General features: G+C 67.6%; 20 protein-coding genes. 11 read left to right on the top strand and 9 right to left on the bottom strand.

Annotated elements, in window-relative coordinates; translation table 11 throughout:
• The first annotated feature begins 30 nt into the window (after window positions 1–30).
• The 5 genes from SSPN_RS0129480 to SSPN_RS0129500 are packed head-to-tail and all read left to right on the top strand — an operon-like array spanning window position 31 to window position 5,948.
• Entirely contained in the window at window positions 31–1,023 is a 993-nt protein-coding gene (locus SSPN_RS0129480) for an aminotransferase class I/II-fold pyridoxal phosphate-dependent enzyme (protein WP_187764628.1), read from the top strand.
• Window positions 1,020–2,030, top strand: coding sequence for a polyprenyl synthetase family protein (locus SSPN_RS0129485; RefSeq protein ID WP_010312125.1), 1,011 nt, complete (start codon window positions 1,020–1,022; stop codon window positions 2,028–2,030). Before SSPN_RS0129480 ends, SSPN_RS0129485 begins: the two co-directional genes overlap by 4 nt.
• A gap of 2 nt (window positions 2,031–2,032) precedes the next feature.
• The gene (locus SSPN_RS0129490) at window positions 2,033–3,046 is read left to right on the top strand and encodes a UbiA family prenyltransferase (protein WP_010312127.1); all 1,014 of its coding nucleotides are present in this window, start codon (window positions 2,033–2,035) and stop codon (window positions 3,044–3,046) included.
• Entirely contained in the window at window positions 3,043–4,704 is a 1,662-nt protein-coding gene (locus tag SSPN_RS0129495; protein WP_010312128.1) for a prenyltransferase/squalene oxidase repeat-containing protein, read from the top strand. The genes SSPN_RS0129490 and SSPN_RS0129495 overlap by 4 nt, the downstream gene beginning before the upstream one ends.
• The gene (locus SSPN_RS0129500) at window positions 4,701–5,948 is read left to right on the top strand and encodes an FAD-dependent oxidoreductase (RefSeq protein ID WP_010312129.1); all 1,248 of its coding nucleotides are present in this window, start codon (window positions 4,701–4,703) and stop codon (window positions 5,946–5,948) included. The genes SSPN_RS0129495 and SSPN_RS0129500 overlap by 4 nt, the downstream gene beginning before the upstream one ends.
• A gap of 8 nt (window positions 5,949–5,956) precedes the next feature.
• Here the strand turns inward: SSPN_RS0129500 and SSPN_RS0129505 are convergent, their stop codons facing one another.
• The gene (locus SSPN_RS0129505) at window positions 5,957–6,958 is read right to left on the bottom strand and encodes a methyltransferase (RefSeq protein ID WP_010312131.1); all 1,002 of its coding nucleotides are present in this window, start codon (window positions 6,956–6,958) and stop codon (window positions 5,957–5,959) included.
• Window positions 6,959–7,121: 163 nt separating this feature from the next.
• On the opposite strand from SSPN_RS0129505, the gene SSPN_RS60570 reads away from it, so the two are divergent.
• Together SSPN_RS60570 and SSPN_RS0129515 are read left to right on the top strand one after the other, a co-directional pair.
• Entirely contained in the window at window positions 7,122–7,262 is a 141-nt protein-coding gene (locus SSPN_RS60570; RefSeq protein WP_010312132.1) for a hypothetical protein, read from the top strand.
• 8 nt (window positions 7,263–7,270) lie between these two features.
• Window positions 7,271–7,981, top strand: a complete 711-nt coding sequence (locus SSPN_RS0129515; RefSeq protein WP_010312133.1) for a TauD/TfdA dioxygenase family protein — start codon at window positions 7,271–7,273, stop codon at window positions 7,979–7,981.
• Window positions 7,982–9,373: 1,392 nt separating this feature from the next.
• Here SSPN_RS0129515 and SSPN_RS46450 read toward each other — a convergent pair.
• The 7 genes from SSPN_RS46450 to SSPN_RS62305 all read right to left on the bottom strand — a co-directional run bounded on the left by SSPN_RS46450 (window position 9,374) and on the right by SSPN_RS62305 (window position 15,640).
• A complete protein-coding gene (locus SSPN_RS46450) occupies window positions 9,374–9,607 on the bottom strand; it encodes an acyl carrier protein (RefSeq protein WP_010312134.1) in 234 nt (77 codons plus the stop codon).
• Between the two features lie 27 nt (window positions 9,608–9,634).
• Window positions 9,635–10,645 (bottom strand): beta-ketoacyl-ACP synthase III, encoded by a 1,011-nt coding sequence (locus SSPN_RS0129530; RefSeq protein ID WP_029535830.1) that lies wholly within the window; start codon window positions 10,643–10,645, stop codon window positions 9,635–9,637.
• Window positions 10,642–12,417, bottom strand: a complete 1,776-nt coding sequence (locus SSPN_RS0129535) for a type I polyketide synthase (RefSeq protein ID WP_010312136.1) — start codon at window positions 12,415–12,417, stop codon at window positions 10,642–10,644. The genes SSPN_RS0129530 and SSPN_RS0129535 overlap by 4 nt, the downstream gene beginning before the upstream one ends.
• Window positions 12,414–13,685, bottom strand: a complete 1,272-nt coding sequence (locus SSPN_RS0129540) for a flavin-dependent oxidoreductase (RefSeq protein WP_010312137.1) — start codon at window positions 13,683–13,685, stop codon at window positions 12,414–12,416. Before SSPN_RS0129540 ends, SSPN_RS0129535 begins: the two co-directional genes overlap by 4 nt.
• A gap of 28 nt (window positions 13,686–13,713) precedes the next feature.
• Entirely contained in the window at window positions 13,714–14,817 is a 1,104-nt protein-coding gene (locus SSPN_RS46455) for a monodechloroaminopyrrolnitrin synthase PrnB family protein (protein ID WP_044575085.1), read from the bottom strand.
• 23 nt (window positions 14,818–14,840) lie between these two features.
• Window positions 14,841–15,200, bottom strand: a complete 360-nt coding sequence (locus SSPN_RS0129550) for a DoxX family protein (RefSeq protein WP_029535831.1) — start codon at window positions 15,198–15,200, stop codon at window positions 14,841–14,843.
• A gap of 164 nt (window positions 15,201–15,364) precedes the next feature.
• Complete coding sequence (locus tag SSPN_RS62305; protein ID WP_010312143.1) at window positions 15,365–15,640, bottom strand: hypothetical protein; 276 nt, start codon at window positions 15,638–15,640, stop codon at window positions 15,365–15,367.
• A 535-nt stretch (window positions 15,641–16,175) separates the two neighbouring features.
• On the opposite strand from SSPN_RS62305, the gene SSPN_RS46465 reads away from it, so the two are divergent.
• The 3 genes from SSPN_RS46465 to SSPN_RS0129570 all read left to right on the top strand — a co-directional run bounded on the left by SSPN_RS46465 (window position 16,176) and on the right by SSPN_RS0129570 (window position 17,660).
• A complete protein-coding gene (locus SSPN_RS46465; RefSeq protein WP_010312145.1) occupies window positions 16,176–16,487 on the top strand; it encodes a helix-turn-helix domain-containing protein in 312 nt (103 codons plus the stop codon).
• A 109-nt stretch (window positions 16,488–16,596) separates the two neighbouring features.
• Window positions 16,597–16,728 carry a hypothetical protein gene (locus tag SSPN_RS61860; RefSeq protein ID WP_272941773.1) on the top strand — a complete coding sequence of 44 codons (132 nt, stop codon included), beginning with the start codon at window positions 16,597–16,599 and terminating at the stop codon, window positions 16,726–16,728.
• Between the two features lie 482 nt (window positions 16,729–17,210).
• Entirely contained in the window at window positions 17,211–17,660 is a 450-nt protein-coding gene (locus SSPN_RS0129570; RefSeq protein WP_044575874.1) for a histone-like nucleoid-structuring protein Lsr2, read from the top strand.
• 123 nt (window positions 17,661–17,783) lie between these two features.
• On the opposite strand, the gene SSPN_RS0129575 is transcribed toward SSPN_RS0129570, so the two are convergent.
• Window positions 17,784–18,041 carry a hypothetical protein gene (locus SSPN_RS0129575; RefSeq protein ID WP_029535832.1) on the bottom strand — a complete coding sequence of 86 codons (258 nt, stop codon included), beginning with the start codon at window positions 18,039–18,041 and terminating at the stop codon, window positions 17,784–17,786.
• 195 nt (window positions 18,042–18,236) lie between these two features.
• On the opposite strand from SSPN_RS0129575, the gene SSPN_RS46470 reads away from it, so the two are divergent.
• The coding region (locus SSPN_RS46470) for an IS1634 family transposase (protein WP_010312155.1) at window positions 18,237–19,015 on the top strand (779 nt) is incomplete at its 3' end.

The raw sequence follows: 19,015 nt of genomic DNA on the forward strand, positions 1-19,015 counted from the left end.
GTGTGCGGCAACGGAAAGGCCTTCATTCACGTGACTCAGATCATTCATCAGCTGTCCCTGAACGAAAACACTTCCCGGCCATTGCCGGGCGTGCTCGAAGCGGCCGAAAGTAGCCTCGGCCGCATGCACCTCACGCTCGACGCGCTGGCCTCCGGACTCACCAACGCGATCGCGGAGCGGTTCGCGATCGGGCCGGAGCGGGTGGTCGCCGGCGCCGGTTCAGGGGCCCTGCTCCAGCAGTTCCTCACCGCGCACTCCGTTGCCGGCGCGTCCGTCGTGCACGCCTGGCCGTCGTTCGAGCTGTACCCGCTGCTGATCCGCAACGCGCTGGCCGAACCGGTCGCGGTGCCCTCGGACGGGGACGGCCAGGACCTAGCGGCGCTGGCCGCCGCCGTCACTGCGAAGACGAAGGTCGTGCTGCTGTGCAACCCGAACAACCCGACCGGCGAGGTGCTCGGCCACGCTGAACTGGCGGACTTCCTCGCCGCGCTGCCCCCGCACGTGCTGGTGCTGATCGACGAGGCGTACCGCGAGTTCGCCGACCCGGCGCAGATCGCCGACGGGCTCGCCCTCGCGGCGGCCGACGACCGGGTCGCGGTCGTGCGCACGTTCTCCAAGTCCCACGGCCTGCTCGGTCTCCGCGCCGGATACCTGGTGGCGGCCGAACCGGTGGCCGCGGCGCTGCGGCCGATGCTGCCGTTCTACCGGGTGCCGACCGTCGCGCAGGCCGCGGCGCTGGCGGCGCTCGATGCGGAGGACGCGATGCGCGAACGCTGTCGCGAGGTGGCGGCAGAGCGCGACCGCGTGCGGACCGGGCTGCTCGAACTGGGCTGGGACGTGCCGCCCAGCGGCGGGAACTTCCTTTGGCTGCGACTCGGGGAACGGAACAAGTCCTTTGTGGACTACCTAGCCGCGCGCGGCGTCGCGGTGCGCGAGATCGCCAGCGCCGGGGTGCGCGTGAGCACCGGGACACCGGAGGCGAACGACGCGTTGCTGGTGCTGGCCAAGGAGTTCAACCAATGACCGCCGCGCACTCCCTGATCCACGAGGTCACCTCGTCCGCTGTCGCGACGGACATCCGGCGCGCGCTCACCGCGCGTTGGCCCGCCACCGGTGAACGCCTCGACGAGGTCGCCCGCTACGCGCTGCTGTCGCCGGGCAAGCTGCTGCGGCCGCTGGTGCTGGCAGCCTCGGCCGAGGCCGTCGGCGGCGATCGCGAAGCGGTGATGCCCGCAGCGCTGGCCGTGGAGTACCTGCACGCGGCGTCGCTGGTGCACGACGACATCATCGACGGCGACGACACCCGCCGTGGCCGGGCGTCGGTGCACGCCCGCTACAGCGTGTCCGACGCGATCGTCACCGGGGATGCGTTGATCATCAAGCTGTTCGGCGCGCTTGCCGAATGCACGGTGCCGGAGACGAACATCCTGTCCGCAGTGCGCATACTCGCGCGAGCGGGCGAAGACCTGTGCCGCGGCCAGGTGCAGGAGGCATTGCTGGTGCCGCCTGCGCACGACACGCCGGGCAGCGGTCTCGCGGCCTACCTCCAGGTGGCAGCGCTCAAGACCGGTGCGCTGTTCCGCGGCTCGTGCCAGGCCGGCGCGGTGCTCGGCGGCGGATCGCCCGATGAGGTCGGCGTCGTAACGGAGTTCGCCGAGCACGCGGGCCTCGCGTTCCAGATGTACGACGACCTGCTGCCGTTCCTGGGTGATCCCGAGATCACCGGGAAACCGGGCACGAGTGACGTGGCGAACCTCCGCCCGACGTTCCCGGTGTTGCTGGCCCACCGCGAGGGAGGACCGGCCGAGCGCAGTCGGATCGAGCAGGTGCTGGCCGGCGGGCTCCGACCGGATGCGGCGCTGGCCGCCTTGCGCGAGGTCGTGGTGGCGACGGGCGCGCTTGACCTCGCACTGGCGCAAGCGCGCGAGGAGGTGCGGCTGGCCAAGTCCGGGCTCGGCGTGCTCCCCGTCGCCGAGGCCGCCGGGCTACTCGGCGCCGTGGCCGAACTCGCGGCGCGGAGGGACCGCTGACCGTGGCGCCGACGATCACGGGACTGTGCCGGCGGATCGGCTGGTCGGTCCTCGCTCACGTGCAGACCTGGCGCCCCTACACCTCCTGCTACCCCGCGCTGCTCGGGCTCGCGGGGACCGCGGTGGCCGGGGGCGCGGGCCGTGCGGACGCGCTGGTCGTCGCGGCGCTGGCCCCGACGCTGGGTTGGCTGTCCGGGCACTACCTCGGCGACTACTTCGACCGCAACCTCGATGCGATCGGCAAACCGCATCGGCCGATCCCATCGGGACGCCTGTCCACCGAGGCCGCGCTGTTCGGGGGCCTGGCGTGCGCGGCACTTTCGGCCGTGCTGGTGGTGTGGGCGAACTGGCGGATCGTGCCGCTGTTCGTCGTCGCGGTAGCCGGGATCGTCGCCTACAGCAAGGTGTTCAAGCGGCGCGGCATCGCCGGCAACGTCACGCGCGGCTCGCTCACCGCGCTCACCCTCGTGATCGGCGCAATGGTGGCAGCGGCATGGCCCCCGTGGCCGCTGCTGCCGGTGGCGGCGGGTTTCCTCCTGCACGACACCGCGTCGAATCTGGTGGGAACGGTCCGCGACGTCGACGGCGACCGTGCCGGTGGCTACCGCTCGGTGCCGGTGCGCCGCGGCGTCCGGCACGCGGTCCTGCTCGCCCTGCGCCTGTACAGCGGTGGCGTCGCGCTGGTCGTGCTCGGCGCGGTGTGGGCGACAACGGATCCGGCCGCCCAGCTCGCTATCACCGCAGTCGCCGCCATCATCGGGGCCTGCGCGTTCACCCCGTTGGTGCGCGCCGGTGACGTCGTGAGCGCGCGGACCGCGCTGCGCGCCCACGAACTGCTGGTGGCCGAACGCCTCGTGCTCGCCGCCGCGATCATCGCAGGTGCCGCCGGCGGCCGCTTCGCGCTCGCAATCGTGCTGCCCGTACTGCTGTTCTCGCTACTCACCCAAGCGCTGATGCGCGCCCGCCACGAGTTCCCGCCCGCCCCTGCGGTGGCCGGGAGAAAGGACCCTGCGTGACGTTCCTGCGTCCCGACCAGATCAACGAGGCGATCACCGAGGGCGCCGAGGCGCTGTTCGCCGCACAACGCGAGGACGGGGTGTTCGACTACGGCGGAGCAAGCCTGACGTCGACGCTCGGCACGGTTGGCGCCGTGTGCGCGCTGCACTTCGCCGATCCTGGAGGGGCTGCGGACCTGATCGAGGCAGGCGTCGGCTGGCTCAAGCGCACGCAGGCCGCCGAAGGCGGCTGGGCGATGGTGCCCGGCGAGGCGTCCGAGGCCGGGCCGACGGCAGTGGCGTCGGCCGTGCTGCACCTGGCAGATCCGCGCGGCAATGCCGCCGCCGTCGAGTCCGGTCAGGAGTGGATGCGGGAATTCGGCGGCTTGGAGGCGATCCCGCACGCCGAGGTCGTTGCGTGGTGCCGGCAGTTCTACGGCTTCGCGGGCTGGCTCGACGCGCGCGAGATGCGGCGGTTCCCGCTTGAGCTGGCACTGCTGCCCGGGCTGTACCGGCGGCTGTTCGACCTGCGCGCGCCGATGGTCTCCGCGCTCGGCCTGGCCCAGACGCGGCACAAACCGCTGACCCGGCTGCAGCAGTCGTTGGCGAAGCTCGCGGAGCCGAACGCGCTCGCGGTGATCCGGCAGGTCTACGAGCACGAGGGCAGCACCGGCGGATGGTGTGAGGACGCCTGGGTGACCGGGCTGATCTGCACCGGGCTCGCACGCGCCGGGCTGGGCGGTGACATGGTCGACGGTGCCGTCGGCTGGTTCCGCCGGACGGCCGCTCCCGACGGCTCGTGGTCGAGCGGACCGCTGGACCTGACCTGGTCGATGTACGCCACCGCCGGTCTGCTCGAAGCCGGGTACGCGGACGACCCCCGACTGGCCGCCGTCAAGGAGCTCTTCCTTCGCCTGCAACAGGACCAGCCGTTCACCGCGTTCGGCTGCGCGCCCGGGTTCTGGGGCTGGTCGGGAACTCGCGGCTGGCCCGCGACGCTGGAGACCGGTGAGATCCTGTCCGCGCTGAACCACCTGCCCGGCACGGACCAGGCCGATGCCGTGCGCCGCGGCGTCACCTGGCTGACGCTGCAGCAGGACACCCGCGGGTCGTGGGGCTTGTGCGTGCGAAACACGAAGGTCGCCAACAGCGGACCGTGCCCGCACATGACCGCGCAGGCCGTGGACGGGCTGCTGGACTCGGGTGTGCCCGCCGAAGACCGCCGCGTGCGCCGCGCGCTGCGCTGGCTGGCCAAGGCGCAGAAGCCGGACGGGAGCTTCGAGTCCGTCTGGTACCGCATGCACACCGCAGGAACCTCGGCCGTGCTTCAGACCTTCGCCAAAGCCGGTGCGGCAGAAGGCGAACCGGCACGGCGCGCGAGGGCGTGGCTCGAACGCACGCGGCTGACCGACGGCTCATGGGGCACCGGTGCCGGCGAGCCCGGGACCGTCGAGGAGACCGGCTGGGCGGTGTCGGCACTGCTGGCCGCCGGTGCCGAGCCGGATTCCGCGCGGTCCGGTGTGGACTGGCTGCTGGCGCACCGGCTGCCCGGCGGCGGCTGGCCTGCCGCGAACGTCAACGAATACGTGCGGCACGTCTGCCGGTACCCGAATCCCGCGTTGGCGCACGGTCTCGCGCTGAAAGCCCTCGCCCGCTACCGGAAGGCGGTGGCGCGATGACCTACGACGTCGTGGTGTGCGGGGCCGGCGTCGCCGGGCTGGCGGCGGCATGCGCGCTGGGCCGGCTGGGTCGGCGCGTGCTGCTGGTGGACAAGCAGGAGCGGGTGCGGCCGGTCGCCAAGGGCGAGGTGTTCCAACCGGGGGCGCTGGCGATCCTGCACGAGTGGGGCGTCGCGACGCGGCTGGAAGCGGCCGGGGCCCTGCGGCTCGGGATGCTGGTCGCTCGCGACGCCGAAGGCCGCGCGCAAATGGCCCTCGACTACGCGCGCCTGCCCGCGCAGCGCAACTGGCTGCTCGCCCAGGATTACCCGGCGATCCTCGAAGCGCTAACGAAATCCCTGCCGGACAACGTCGAGTTCAGCCGCGGCAAGCTGATCACCGGCCTGCTTTCCAGCGGCGGTCGGATCACGGGCGTCCGGATCGGCGACGACGTCGTCGAGGCAGCGCTCGTGGTCGCCGCCGACGGCATGTCGTCCCGCCTGCGCCGCGAGGCCGGCATCGAGATCCGCCGTGACGACTACCCGCACCGGCTGGTCGCGCTGGAGCTGCACGACGCACCGGAGGTCGAACCCGACTTCTCCGCTTACGTCACGCCGCGCGGGCTGCGCCTGCGCTACCCGTTGCCGGACGGCCGGATCCGGCTCTATGCGCAGACCGGAACGCACGAGATGCGCGGTCTCAGCGCCGACGGACTGGACCGCTGGGCCACCGATCTGGTCCGGGAAACTCCCGCGCTCGCACCGCTGGAGGAGTCGATCCGCACGAACCTCGCCGCCCGGCAGTTGCTGCCGGTGTCCCGGTTCCTCGCGCCATCGCTTGCCGTCCCGGGCCTGGCGCTGGTCGGGGACAGCGGGCACACCGTGCACCCGATGGCCGCGCAGGGCATGAACAGCGCGATCGCCGACGCCCACGAGCTCGCCACGATGCTGCGGCAGGGCGGCTCGCTCGCCCCGTCCGCCGTCGATCACGCGCTGACGCGGTATTCGGCCGCGCGCCGGGAGAATCTGGCGCACATCGGCCGGACGAGCCACAACGCGGCGAGGATGATCACGGACCTGTCATGGGTGGGCCGGTTCGCCGGCCGCCGGGCGCTGCGCGGCACCGGGGGCAACGACCGGATCCGCTACACCGTGATGCACACGATGTCCGGGCTGGGCGTGCACCCGCTGACCCCGCTGGACCGGCTGCACCAGCTGGGGTTGCTGCCGGACCCGCGGGCCCGGCAGCTCCCGTCCTGGGCGTGAGCGCGGTGTCAGCCCGTGCACTCCACGACGACCAGCCCGCTCGGCCAGCGGTGCGTGGCGTACACCGACAGGCCCGCAGCCGCGGAAAGCTTGTGGAAGTCGGCGATGGTGCGCTCACGACCGCCCAGCAGCGTCAGCGACTGCAGGTCGAACGAGGAGTTGTTCTTCGCGTGCTCCTCGCCAGCGAGCACCTCGACGATCGCGACGCGTCCGTCAGGCCCCGCGGCCTCGCCGCAGCGGCGCAGGATCTTCGTGGCGTTCTCGTCGTTCCAGTCGGTCAGCACCCGCGACACCAGCAGCACGTCGTAGCCGACCGGCAGCGGATCGAAGAAGCTGCCGCCGACGAACTCCGCGCGTCCGGAAAGCCCGGCCTCGGCGAACGCCTGCTCGGCTTCGGGACGCACCGGTGGCAGGTCCAGCACGGCGCCCGTCAGGTGCTGGTGCTTGAGCAGCACCTCCGAGAGCAGTGCCCCCGTCCCACCACCGACGTCGAGCACCCGTCGCACCCCGGACCAGTCGTACTCTGCGGCCACGGCCGGGCCGGTCTGCCAGGCGTGCGCGGCCATGATCGCGCCGAAGAACAGCCGCAGCCGTTCATCGCGCTGGTAGTCAGCCCAGAACTCGACGCCGTGCACCCGACCGTACGCGGATTCGCCGGTGCGCACCGAATGCAGCATCCCGGTGTAGGCGAGGTCCATCTTCGCGCCCGGGCCGCCGATGTCGAGCCAGCCGCGCTGCCAGCGGTGTTCCTCGCCAAGCAGTTCGCGCGACAACGGTGTGAGCCCGTAGGCGCCCGGCGCTGTTTCGGCGAACAGGCCGACGGACACCAGGTGCCGCAGCAGCCGCGCGAGCGAGTCCTCGTCGCACTCGCTCGCGGCGGCCAGCTCCGCCAGGCCGGTGGTGCCGGCCTCGACCAACTCCGGCAGCCGCAGGGCGACCGCGGTGCGGATCGCAAACGGGGTCGCCAGGTCCACGAGGCGGGCGAGCTCGGCAGCGGCATCGTGCGGCATGAGCGTCCTTTCGACGAAGGGGTTCGAGGGCCGCCGGAAACTATATCCGGCACGACCAGAATGCCAATTCAGAACAATTCTCGTCAACCATTGCTCGAATGTTTTTCCCGGGTGACGAAAGGGCATTTCTCCCTGCCCGAAAAACGTAAGCGAAAGGAGAAAGATGACCAAGAACCGTTTCGACGTGCGCCCGGTTTCCGGGGCTCTCGGCGCGGAAGTGCGCGGGGTACCGCTCGACGCGCTGACCGACTCCGATTTCACCACGGTGCGGGAACTGCTGCTGGACTGCGGGAACTGCTGCTGAACCACCTCGTGCTGTTCTTCCCGGACGCGGCCGGACTCGAACCGGAAGCGCACAAGGCGTTCGGCCGCCGGTTCGGCGAACTGGAGGTGCACCCGTTCCTGCCGAAGCTTTCCGGGCACGACGAGCTGGTGGTGCTGGACTCGGATCAGGGCGCGCGCGCCGACGTCTGGCACACCGATGTCACGTTCAGCCCCTCGCCGCCGATCGCGTCGGTCCTGCAGCTCGTGGAATGCCCGGCGGCTGGCGGGGACACGATGTGGAGCAACCAGTACCTGGCGTTCGAAGCGCTGTCCGCGCCGGTGTCCGAGCTGCTCGAAGGGCTCACCGCAGTGCACGTCTTCGAGCACCCGAACGGCTCGTTCCGCAGCGAGGCCGAGCATCCCGTGGTGCGCACGCACCCGGAAACCGGCCGCCGCTCGCTGTACGTCAACCGCATGTTCACCCGCCGAATCCCGCAGCTGACCTCGGGTGAGAGCGACGCGCTGCTGAACCACCTGTTCGAAGTCTCCGAAAGCCCCCAACGGGTTTGCCGCTACCGCTGGGTCCCCGGCGCGGTCGCGGTCTGGGACAACCGAGCGACCCAGCACTACGCCGTGAACGACTACACCGGCCGCCGGGTCGGCCGCCGCGTCACAGTGCTCGGCGACAAGCCCGTCGGCGAACCGGCCCGCTGGCCCCACCACGAGGAGAGCGCGCTCAGCGCGTCGACCAGTAAGTAATCCTTGTGATGTGGTCCGCCGACGAGCACGTCGGCGGACCACATCGAGGCAAGCGATCCGCCTCGCTCCTCGGATTCGTCCACAGAGGACTAACGGCGAGCCCGAACCGGACCGGCAGCGCGAACGCACGCCGAGCCGGTGACGTTCGGGGACCTCGACGATGCGCGCGCACTGCGCGCGGCGCGGCGGCCGGTTGGCGACCGCTGCGCGTCACGCGGCGGCCGGTTGCCGACCGCTGCGCGTCACGCGGCGGCCGGTTGCCGACCGAGGACGAGTGGCAACTCGCCAGCGAGACCGGTCGGCTGCGAGGCGGCAAGCCCGCCATCTGGAACTGGACCGAGAGCGAGCACTCCGACACGGGCGGACCCGGTTCGTCATGCTCAAGGGCGGCAGCGACATCCAGGCCGAGGGCTCGAGTGGTACCTCGACGGCGGACGCCAGGCACCGGAATTCAGCATGAAGCTGCTCCTGCCCGGACTGGGATGCGGGCGCAGCGCAACAGTCGGCTTCCGCTGCGCCTGGGATCTGCCCGCCGCGGAAACCGCACCACCAAGCTCGTTTGCGCAGTGGCGCATCAACACTGGCCAGTATGAAGCGAACGGCCCGTCCACTCCGATAGACGACACAAACGGTCCGTTCGCCCCAACCACCCAACCCCACCACCAACTATGAAGCGAACGGCCCGTCCGCCCCGATAGACGACACAAACGGTCCGTTCGCCCCAACCCCACCACCCCACCACCCCACCACCGACTATGAAGCGAACGGCCCGTCCGCCCCGATAGATGACGTAAACGGTCCGTTCGCTCCAACTGCTCCACACCGGCCTTGCGCTGACTTGGCGCGAGGTGAGGACTGTTCGCCCTCACTAGCTGCGGGTGTGGACAGGTGCCTAGCCGTATCGTTGCTGAAGACGTCTGACGCGAGTGGAAGCGCCCTTCAACAACACGAGTTAACAAGGCACTACTTGTGAACAGCGGGCCTGCGTTACGTTCTCGCGGCTGCTGCGACCATGTAGATGATCAGGCACGGGGCAGGGCTCGGCCTACCCCGTGCTGCAACTGACCGTCGTGTCTTGAGCACCGATCTGCCGACCGTTGCCCTGGCCGGTGCTTGCTGCCGCCGGGCCGGTGTGGCGTGTCCCGAAACGGGCCTTCGCGACAGGCACCGTCACAGTCTTGACCGCTTGCACCGACCCGGCGTTGGCCATAGTGGCCCGTCTGCTTCACCGCTCCTACGAGACGTCCGCCCTGTGCCGCGCACCGGTACTCAGCCCCTCGGAGCTCATCAACCTTTGGAGATCTCCCGCTCGCCCCGACCGACCGCGGGGGCACAGTTACGCCCCGCAGACGAAGCCCGATCAGACGGCTGATGTTGCTCGGCTGGCAACGCCTACTCGGGGGTGGACAGCAGGTTGAGCAAGTCCGACACGGTGGTCGCCGCGAACACCTGATCGTCGTCGATGGGCTGCTGGAATTCCTTCTTCAGCGCCAGGCAAAGCTCCAGCCGGGTCAACGAGTCGATGTCCAGCCCTGCATCGATCTCCATCTCCGGCGTGATTTCTGGGCTTGCCACCTTCGACCACCCGCTCAGCACATCGGTCAAACGGCGATATGTGTCGCTCATCGAGATTCTCCTTGCCTCTTCGACAGGTCAGTCAACCGGTTCGACCGCGAGGTCCGGCCATCGGACTGTCGTGGATCCCCAGGTGAATCCGGCTCCGAACGCGGTCATCAGGACGAGATGTCCAGGCTGCAAGGCTCCGCTGGTCACGCCATCGACGAGCGCGAGCGGAATCGACGCCGCCGAGGTGTTACCGAACCGCTCGATGTTGGTGACGAGGCGGTCCTGCGGGAGGTCCAACTGCTTTGCCACCGCATGCAGGATGCGGATGTTGGCCTGGTGACCGACGACTCGATCGACGTCACCAATAACGTGTCCTGCTCGGGCAAGCGCAGTCCTGGACGACGACGACATGTTGGCGACCGCGGCGAGGAAAACTTCCTTGCCCGCCATGTATATGTACCTGTCGGTCTCCTCGGCGACCGCGTCAGGCATCGAATACGTTCGAATCCCGGCCGGGACATTGATCAGGTCCGCGTGCTCACCGGAGCTGTGCAAGTCGAACCCCGCGAATACGCCCGGTTCTCCCTGCTCGCCTGCCCGCAGCACGACAGCACCTGCGCCATCCCCGAAAAGTGGGGCCGTCATGCGGTCGTTGGGGTTCGTGATCGTCGACAAGACGTCCACGGCGATCAGCAGGACGCTGTCTGCCACACCCGACGTGATCAATCCCGTGGCGACCCCCAGCCCGTACACGAACCCGGCACACGCCGCATTGAGGTCGAAGGCCGCGACACCGGTCAACCCCATCTCGGTCGCCACCGAAGGCGCGGTGGCCGGGATGACCTGGTCGGGCGTCGTGGTCGCGAGCACCAAATGGTCTACGGTGGTCAGCTTGGACGACCGCAACGCCCGTGTACCGGCCTGCACAGCGATGTCCCTAGTCGACATCTCCGGTGCGGCCACCCGCCGGGCCCCGATACCTGTTCGTGTTCTGATCCACTCATCGGTCTCCGCGATCCGCGAAGCTACCTCGTCGTTGGTGACCACCCGGGGTGGTGCCCACGCCCCGAGCCCCGCGAGGACCGCTGTCCTGGTCATGGGGTCACCGCCACGTTCACGCTGTCGAGCCAATATCTGCGGGTCTGCCACGGGTACGTGGGCAATTCCACGTAATGGGCGGCGGGATCCAGAACATCGCTCCAATCGGGCTTGCCACCGGCAAGGTAGTGGTCCACGACTGCGGCGAAGGCAGGATCCGCTGTGTGGCCCGCACCAGCTCCGTCGAGGTGCCTACGCAGCTTGGTGACGAGCTCGCTGGCGGAGGACGCCGTGCACGCGAGACGGCAAGTGTGGTGGTCGCGGCGGGTGGCCGCGGTAAAGCAGATGTCGCGCAGTTCGAGGCCTTCGCCGGCCCCGCCTGGTTGCAGGTGTTGCACATACCGGCGCACCAGGTCATCGAGCGCGGCAGGGGTGCGTGCGGAAACTGCGAACACGGACGCGGCGCGGGTTGCTGGCGGCCGCTCGGTGTCGCGCCAAGCCGGGTCGGACTCGCCGACGACAAGGTGGGTGTTGACCGAGGAAATGCCCTGCCCGCTGATGCCCGCCACAGCGAGGCGCCCACGGTCATGCAGCTGGTGCACACCGGTCGGCACTTCAACCGGGAGTTCGTCCCACGCCACCTTCGGATTGGGGACGTTGTAGTGCAAGCTTGGCACGACCTCGCGGTGTTCCAGGCACAGGATGGTCTTGATCAGGGCGGCGACGCCTGCTGCGCCTTCGGTGTGCCCGAGGTTGGACTTGACCGAGCCGACGTACAGCGGGTGGTCCTCCGCCCGGCCGGCACCGAGCACTTCACCAAGTCCGGCGAATTCGATCGGGTCGATCATCGGTGTACCGGTGCCGTGCGCTTCGACGAAGTCGACGTCGGACGGCGTTACGCCCGCGTCCTCGTATGCCCAACGCAGCATCTGCACGTGTCCCTCGATCGACGGTGCGAGCAGCGAGCCGCTGCTCGCACCGTCATTGGTAACCGCGCTGCCGAGAATGACGCCACGGACGCGGTCGCCGTCGGCGAGGGCCTGGTCGAGGCGCTTCAGAACGACCACGCCGACCCCCTCGGAGGGGGCGAAGCCGTTGGCAGACGCGTCGCCGAACTTGCATCTGCCGTCGGGCGCGAGCATCCCGATCTGGGACAGGAGCACGTCCTCGTCGGCAGTCAGCTTCAGGTTGACCCCGGCCGCCAGCGCCAGACCTGTTTCGCCCGCACGCAGGCTCTGACATGCCAGGTGCACGGCGACCAGTGACGACGAGCAGGCAGTGTCCAGCGGGATGCTCGGACCTCGCAGATCAAACGTGTAGGACAGTCTGCCGGACAGCACGGACCGGTAGTTGTAGATCGTCCCTGGGCTGATCGCCTCCGCACCCCGCTTGGCGACCAGATCCCAGTAGTCCAGGTGCATGTTGCCCACGTAGACGCCGGTGCGGCTGCCGGCGATGGCCGAGGGCGCCTGCCCGGCATCTTCTAGCGCCTCCCAAGCGGTCATGAGCAGCAGCCGCTGCTGCGGGTCGAGGTTTTTCGCCTCGTTGGTGGACATCCCGAAGAATTCGGCGTCGAATTGGTCGATGCCGTCCAGGTATCCCGACCGGCGGCTGACTACCTTGCCCGGTGCCGGGTCCGGCGAGTACATCGCTTCGATGTCGTATCGCTCGATCGGCGTGTTCCCGGTCGCATCCGCACCGGCGCGCAACAGTTCCCACAGTTCCGCGACACCAGCTGCGCCAGGAAAACGACACGCCATGCCAACCACGGCAATCGCGTTGCGCCCGTCGGTGCGGCCCCATCGGCCGCTTCGGGTCCGCGAAATGTTCATGCGTTGAGCCCTTTGTCGTCTGGAATCGGATTCGTGTTCGTGTTCGTGTTCGTGTTCACCCAGTCAATGGAAAACCGGCCGGTGTGCGCGTAATTCTGGGAGACTGCGGCGAGCTCGTTCGGCGTGAACACCTCGCTGACGTCGGAGAACCCGTCCGGCGCCCGTTGGTGGGCGACCGTGATCACGGACTCCGGCCCCATGTTTCGGTTGCTGATCTGCAACTGCGTGGTGATCGGCCTGCGCTCGGCCTCGTAAGCGAACAGCGCTTCGTCGATGGAGTCGTATTCCACCAGCGCATTCCCCAGCGCCCGGGCATCCGTGATCGCTTGGGTGGCCCCGTTGGAACCCATTGGGTACATCGCGTGGGCGGCGTCGCCGAGCAGCGTGACCCGGCCGAATGTCCACCTTGACAAGGGGTCTCGATCGAACATGGGATACTCGTACATCTCCGGGGCGGCGGCGATGATGCCGGGAATGTCGAGCCAGTCGAACCGCCAACTGTCGAAGGATTCGCGGAACCGCGCCAGGTCAACCCGCCGACCGGATACCGGGAGTTCCCCGTGCGCTGGCTGCGCTGCCACCCAGTTGACGAGAACCTCACCCGTGTCACGGGCTCGCCGGATCGGATAGAGCACGATCCGCCTGACGTCGTCGCCCGACACGACCATCGTGCGGCCGTCGAGGAATGGCTGCACCCAGGAAGTACCCCGCCACATCACCATTCCGTTGCCTGGTGCACTTTCCTCGTCCGGGTACAACGCGCCGCGGACTGCGGAGTCAATACCGTCCGCGCCGATCACGAGGTCGCCCTCCAGAACAGCGCTGGTGCCGTCGGTGCGAGTCACCTCGACGCTCGCGCGACCATTGGCACCGTGAACTGCGCCAACGGGCGAGCCCGTGATCACGGCCTGCTCGCCGAGGCGGTCCCGCACAGCTTCCAGCAGCGTCATCTGCAGATCGCCGCGGTGCACGGACAACTGCGGCCAGCTGTACCCGGCCGTGGAGCCGCGCGGCTCGCTCCAGATGAGATTGCCGTGACAGTTGTAGTAGCGCAGCTCGCTGGTGCGGATGGCTTTGGTGGCGAGCTGCTCGAATACACCAAGTTCACTGAGCACCCGGACCGCGTTGGGCAGAATGTTCAACCCGACTCCGAGCGGATCGATGGACTCGGCAGCCTCCAAAATGACGACGTCGTCGACACCCGCGTGATGCAAGCACAGCGCGGCTGCGAGTCCGCCTATGCCCGCACCGACGATCAGTGTCCGCACGTAGCTTCTCCTTGGTCGATTAATGTGGTCATGTCGCGCTCCTGGTGTTCCGGGGGGCAGGCCCGCGCAGCATGTGCCACATTCCTTTGACCAGGCTCGTGATGTTGGTCAGGAGACCGATGCTCCCCCCACCGCTGCCGAGTTCGTACAGCCGTACCTCGTCCGCATACGCCTTGCGCGCGACCGTCAGGTGCTTTCCGCGAAAGACCATGAGCGAGCGGAGTGTTCGGCACAGCGCCTCCACGCTCGCGTGCATCGCGAGCGGGACTTCACCCTTCGGGCCTCGCTCGAGAGCGCCAATCACGCGCGCCGCGAGCGACGGAGCATTCCCCCACTCCTGGTACAAAGGCCGCCAGTGCTCCAGGCCATAGATGGCGGACTCGTGCACGAACTTCAGGTATTCGCTGTCGCTGTGGTCGCTCGCCCACAGCAGCAGATCGACCAGCGCGAGCGGTACATGCGCGGCCGCCGGACCGAGGAAGGTATCTTCACCGATTCGGATGTCCTCGAAGTACGGGCGAATCGTGCGAGCGAAGAACTCTGGGGTCACATCGGCGATCACCGTGTCGATCGAGTCCTCCATTGCCCCCACCAAGGCGGCGAGTTCGTTGGCAGCCAAGGCGAAGTCGAGATCACCGGCCTCGGCGGTGTGCAGAGCGGTGCACACATCGACAGCAGCGCTCAGCCTGGGCAAACTGATGCGCACAGAGGCCATGAGCAACTTCTCCATCGGCTCGCCCGTGTACATGCGCTCACGCCGCCCCGTCGGATTCCACCGTATGTAGTGATGGATGGTGTCCCGTGGGATCATGCCGGTGCGTTCGCCTATGGCACGCAACGGCGCTTCCAGTTCGGGAATCGCGACCACTGGTTCAACGCCGTGCCTCTTGACGGAGCCCATTACGATGCCGAGGTCCCGTATTGTAGCCACACTTTCGGGCAGCGACATCGCCTTCGTCGTTTCCAGTGACGGAAGAATGTCGTTGAGTATGGCGAGCAGAGCTCTCACATCACCCGCAGCATTCGCCTCCCACAGGGAGGGAAGCCGGATATCGAAGTCCAGCGGGTCAAGATGTCGTATATGTTCGTCATCGACGAACCCGCGCAGTGAATTTGCTGTTTTCACCTGCATTTGCACTCCCCAGCGCCCCTTGCTCAGTCTACTAAGGACAATGCGTGCAAGACGATGATCGCGATGCACAGCAATCCGCACACAGCGGCCGGAGCGGTCTTGCCGACAGGGTCCTTAGCCCGGACATGCGCTACGACTGCGCCCGCCATCAACAGCGCCAAGCCCGCCGCGGCGGCCAGACCGATCGGCTTCAGCAACAGACCGGCGGCGACGCCGATACCGCCCAGCAGTTCGAGCGCGCCGATCAGCCGATACAGGCGGTAGGAAAACCCGAAGTGCTCAGCGTCTTTCCGCATCACCCCGACCCCCGCCAGTTTGGCCACGCCACCGATGGCGTAAGCAACTCCAACCAACCAGGAAAGAGCGATCAAGGTCACTAGCATCTCCAAAATTCGGGCCGTGGGCTCGTCGTACGCAGAAGAACCAAATTGGCAGGCATTCGAACAGCAGTACAACTGTGATCCGGGACGGTGCCTCTCTGCGCGTGCACTTTTGCCCGAAGGTCCATAGGTCTCGAAGGCTGGCTCTCCTTCCGTTTCCCGGATATTCACGCCAGATCGGACAACTTTTCCGGAAAACGAGCGGCCGGTGGTATCGGCGCCCGACTGGTGGCCGTGCGCCAATAGCCGCTAGGTCGGGCCGCTGACGTGACGGCCCGGCCGAAGTGCCGGGCGAAGAAAAGGACGGCGCTGTCGGCCTCGAACCTGGGCAACTCCTTGTGCTTGCCCGCGTTGGCGTGCAACGTCTTCTCTTTCGAGGCGAAGGCGTCGAACAACGCGAGATCGGATTCGCGCGGGATGTGCTCGTCGTCCCACTGGAGCACGAACTACACCGGAATGGTGACCGGTTCGACCGCCGCCAACGGCACCCCGATCGCGGTGCCCATGTTCGGGCCAAAGTAGCCGACCGTCCCTTCGGCGCTGATCTCCGGCAGCTCCTGGAGGCGTCAAGGATCGTCTGCCACTCCAGCACGGCACGCTCCGCCAAGTGGGCGTTGTAGCGGACGACGATCGGACCAACCGGCTCGCCCGCTGCCATTTCCTGCTGTGTGCGGCGATCTCCTGCTCGTCGTGTGCCGTGCGGCCGCCGTGACCGGGCGCGTCGATGGTGGCGACGTTGCAACCGCAGTTGGTTCCGATACGAATTTCTTCATTCCCGCCGAGAAACGGGCGGGCCGGACGTCGGAAATCTTGCTGGCGCGACGGAGTCCACGTCAACACACGTGCTCTGTCCCGGGATGTCCGAGTCGATAACGACTGGTCACCACCTTGTCCGGATGCGCAGCTGGCCTCGCACCGAGTATCGGACAGCTCGAACGGACGATGCCGAGTGATGCGCAACCGACGAAGATGGCAGGTATGGAAATCCTGGGGGTAAAGCCGCGCGACGTTGTGGAGTTCGTAACGCTGATGCGACGGCTCAAGCAAGAGTCACAGCTGACCTACCGGCAATTGGAGGAGCGCGCAGCCGCGCGTGGTGAGATTTTGGCGCGCAGCACGTTGGCCGACGTTCTAGGTGGAAAGAGGCTGCCGCGTCCGGAATTGCTGACTGCCTTCGTACACGCCTGCGGACGCGGAAGCGAAGCGACAGCATGGCTTGATGCGTTGGACGTGATCGCTCGCAGGGAAGCACTCGAACATGGGTTGGGCAAAGCTGACAGCACCGGCTGACGCCGCGCCAACAGAACCGGTCAGGTACGGACAGCCGCGCGACAGAAGGTTCAAAGGGCATCTCCTACCGCTGACAATGGCCGTCGCGTTCGGAGCTGTTACCGCATCGATGGCCTGGATGCTGATCCCGTTCGGCCGACTGGCCGGGGACGTCCGGCGCGTGGAGTTCACCACTCCGGGCGCCTGGTCAACACTGCGCCAGCACCAGTATTATCAGATCATTCTCGAGCGGACCACGTAGGCCACGGCATCCAGCCAGTTGCGCAACTTCAGCCTGCGGGTCATCCCGTAGGTGGTGTTCTTTACAGTGCGCCGTGGTCGACGATCAAGAGGTTGCGCGGCGAAGGAGGAGCATGCCCGAAATGCCCGCCGTCACCGACATGAGACCTCGCTCTTCTCCGCCCCGCCGGCGCGGAGTAGAGCGAGCGAACAATAAACGGTCGCTGCAAGAATGATCCAGCTTCCGCCGGAATTTTTACGATGTGCGCTGGATTGCATTCTCCGGATTGACTCGCAGCGGCTACTGTCGTTGGTGGCCACGTACCGTCGCCGGACGCGGCGGCATGTGACCCGCCCGGCGGTTATCGGCTGGGCAACGAGCTGCTCTATGGTTGAGTACGAGACAACTGTGCCGCAGCGTGCTACAACGTGGTTAAGGCTCGCAGTAGTCTTACCTGCAAGTGTCGCGGATCGAGGCGGGGCACGTTCCCGAGACAGGTGATCATGGCCGAGCGGATTCAGGTCGAACTCGTCGATGATGTCGACGGGTCCCCGGCCAACCACACCGTCACCTTCGCGTTGGATGGTGTGACGTATGAAATTGACCTGAACGATGAGAACGCCCAACAACTCCGGGCCGTCCTCAACCGCTACGTCAAGGCCGCACGCTCCCCGAAGCCCGAGCCGACGAGCAGCACGCGCCAGCAGGAGCGCGAGGAGGAGCAGGCCCGGCAGGCCAACAAGCAGTTGACCGAGCAGATCCGCGGCGCCGCGCAGCGCACCCGCGAGCACCTCAGCAAGAAGGCCGCCGAGCCGGTCGCCCCGGAGCCGGTCGAGCAGCCCGAGCCCGTCGAGGAAGCGCTCTTCGACGCGACTCCGGTCGAAGAGCCGAAGCCGGAATCGGCCCGCATTCGGGCGGTTTCGATGCCGCAGTTCTCCTCCGCAGTCGACTGAGCTTGAGGACGCCTCTGCGGCTGATAAACACCTCGATGCGCCGCCAGTGAAAGTTCATCGCGCCGCCCGAAAATCTTTTCCGGCCGGCCGAAGCTGCCTGAGCCAGCCAAGCGGGGTCTCGGCTCAGGAACGGCCCTGCTCCGCCGAGGTCCACGTAATCGAGCCGACTGTGGCCACCTCAATCCGCTGGCGGTGATGGCTGCTGCTCCCCCGCGCCGCACCGCCGGCGGCCGCGACGAAACTGGCAATCCGATCTCCCGACGTATGCGATTCACATTTTCCCCCAAGCGCTTTCAGCGGTTCCTTCGTTGCGGTGAGAACGTCACCGACCACCGCCTTCGGCTCGTGTAGCACCGACATATCGTCGAAGAGAATGGGCACGGCCGGAAAAGCTTTCACGATGCGGCTACTTCCGCCGGGCTCGGGCGCGTCAGGTTGATCGACGCTTCCTCTCCGCTCTGGCACGTGGAACTTCGCAGCCTCTCCGCTAGCCCCGTCATCCGCACATGGGCATAGGTGAGTTGATCGGCCGGGCCTGTGTCTTCCCGTTCAAGGGCTCTGACAGGGTGTTCGGTCGTGGATCAACGTGAACGGCGACGGGCCCGGTACGTCGGTGCGAGCATCGAGAAGCAGCTGGGCGCGTTGCCCGTGATCGCTGATTACTGTCACCGTCTGGACCTGGCCGACATTATCGATCGGGCCTGCCCGATACGGGATCTTGCCCATCTGACCCACGGGCAGGTGATCGAAGCACTGGTCGCCAACCGGTTGACCTCACCGGCACCGCTGGTCCGGGTGACCGAGTGGGCACGCGAACACGCAGTGGAAGAAGTCTTCGGCGCTGACCCCGAACTGCTCAACGACGACCGGATCGGCCGCGCGCTGGACGCGATCGCTCCCGAGCTCGACCGGATCGTGGGATCCGTTGGAGCGCAAGCGATCTCCGTGTTCGGTTTGGACACTTCCCGGCTTCATTGGGACATGACGTCGATCTCGCTGTACGGGGCCTACGAGCAGATCGACGCCGACCACCCGGCGCCGAAGTTCGGGCATCCCAAAGACCGCCGCCTCGACCTGAAACAGATCCAGGCCGGGCTGGCGGCCACCGGCGACGGCGGCGTGCCGGTCTTCCACCGAGCCTACGACGGCGGAGCCGGGGAAGTGGCCCAGGTAGTGGGCGCTATGACCGAACTGCAAAAAATGGCCAAGCCCCAGGAGTTCCTGCTGATCGGGGACTCCAAACTGGTGTCCTACACCAATGTCTCGGCGATGATCGATGCCGGTGTCGGGTTCATCGCCCCCGCCTCGAAGGCGTACACCCCCGCCGCGAGACTGGCCGCACTGGACCTCGACTC

The sequence above is a fragment of the Saccharopolyspora spinosa NRRL 18395 genome, assembly GCF_000194155.1.
Classification (GTDB): domain Bacteria; phylum Actinomycetota; class Actinomycetes; order Mycobacteriales; family Pseudonocardiaceae; genus Saccharopolyspora; species Saccharopolyspora spinosa.

What these genes read in the sequence shown, in the direction of transcription:
- SSPN_RS0129485 (WP_010312125.1), top strand. Translation starts at nt 1,020, where the DNA reads ATGACCGCCGCGCACTCCCTGATCCACGAGGTCACCTCGTCCGCTGTC.
- SSPN_RS0129500 (WP_010312129.1), top strand. Translation starts at nt 4,701, where the DNA reads ATGACCTACGACGTCGTGGTGTGCGGGGCCGGCGTCGCCGGGCTGGCG.
- SSPN_RS0129505 (WP_010312131.1), bottom strand. Translation starts at nt 6,958, where the DNA reads ATGCCGCACGATGCCGCTGCCGAGCTCGCCCGCCTCGTGGACCTGGCG.
- SSPN_RS60570 (WP_010312132.1), top strand. Translation starts at nt 7,122, where the DNA reads ATGACCAAGAACCGTTTCGACGTGCGCCCGGTTTCCGGGGCTCTCGGC.
- SSPN_RS46450 (WP_010312134.1), bottom strand. Translation starts at nt 9,607, where the DNA reads ATGAGCGACACATATCGCCGTTTGACCGATGTGCTGAGCGGGTGGTCG.
- SSPN_RS0129530 (WP_029535830.1), bottom strand. Translation starts at nt 10,645, where the DNA reads ATGACCAGGACAGCGGTCCTCGCGGGGCTCGGGGCGTGGGCACCACCC.
- SSPN_RS0129535 (WP_010312136.1), bottom strand. Translation starts at nt 12,417, where the DNA reads ATGAACATTTCGCGGACCCGAAGCGGCCGATGGGGCCGCACCGACGGG.
- SSPN_RS46455 (WP_044575085.1), bottom strand. Translation starts at nt 14,817, where the DNA reads ATGCAGGTGAAAACAGCAAATTCACTGCGCGGGTTCGTCGATGACGAA.
- SSPN_RS0129550 (WP_029535831.1), bottom strand. Translation starts at nt 15,200, where the DNA reads ATGCTAGTGACCTTGATCGCTCTTTCCTGGTTGGTTGGAGTTGCTTAC.
- SSPN_RS46465 (WP_010312145.1), top strand. Translation starts at nt 16,176, where the DNA reads ATGGAAATCCTGGGGGTAAAGCCGCGCGACGTTGTGGAGTTCGTAACG.
- SSPN_RS61860 (WP_272941773.1), top strand. Translation starts at nt 16,597, where the DNA reads ATGGCCTGGATGCTGATCCCGTTCGGCCGACTGGCCGGGGACGTCCGG.
- SSPN_RS0129570 (WP_044575874.1), top strand. Translation starts at nt 17,211, where the DNA reads ATGGCCGAGCGGATTCAGGTCGAACTCGTCGATGATGTCGACGGGTCC.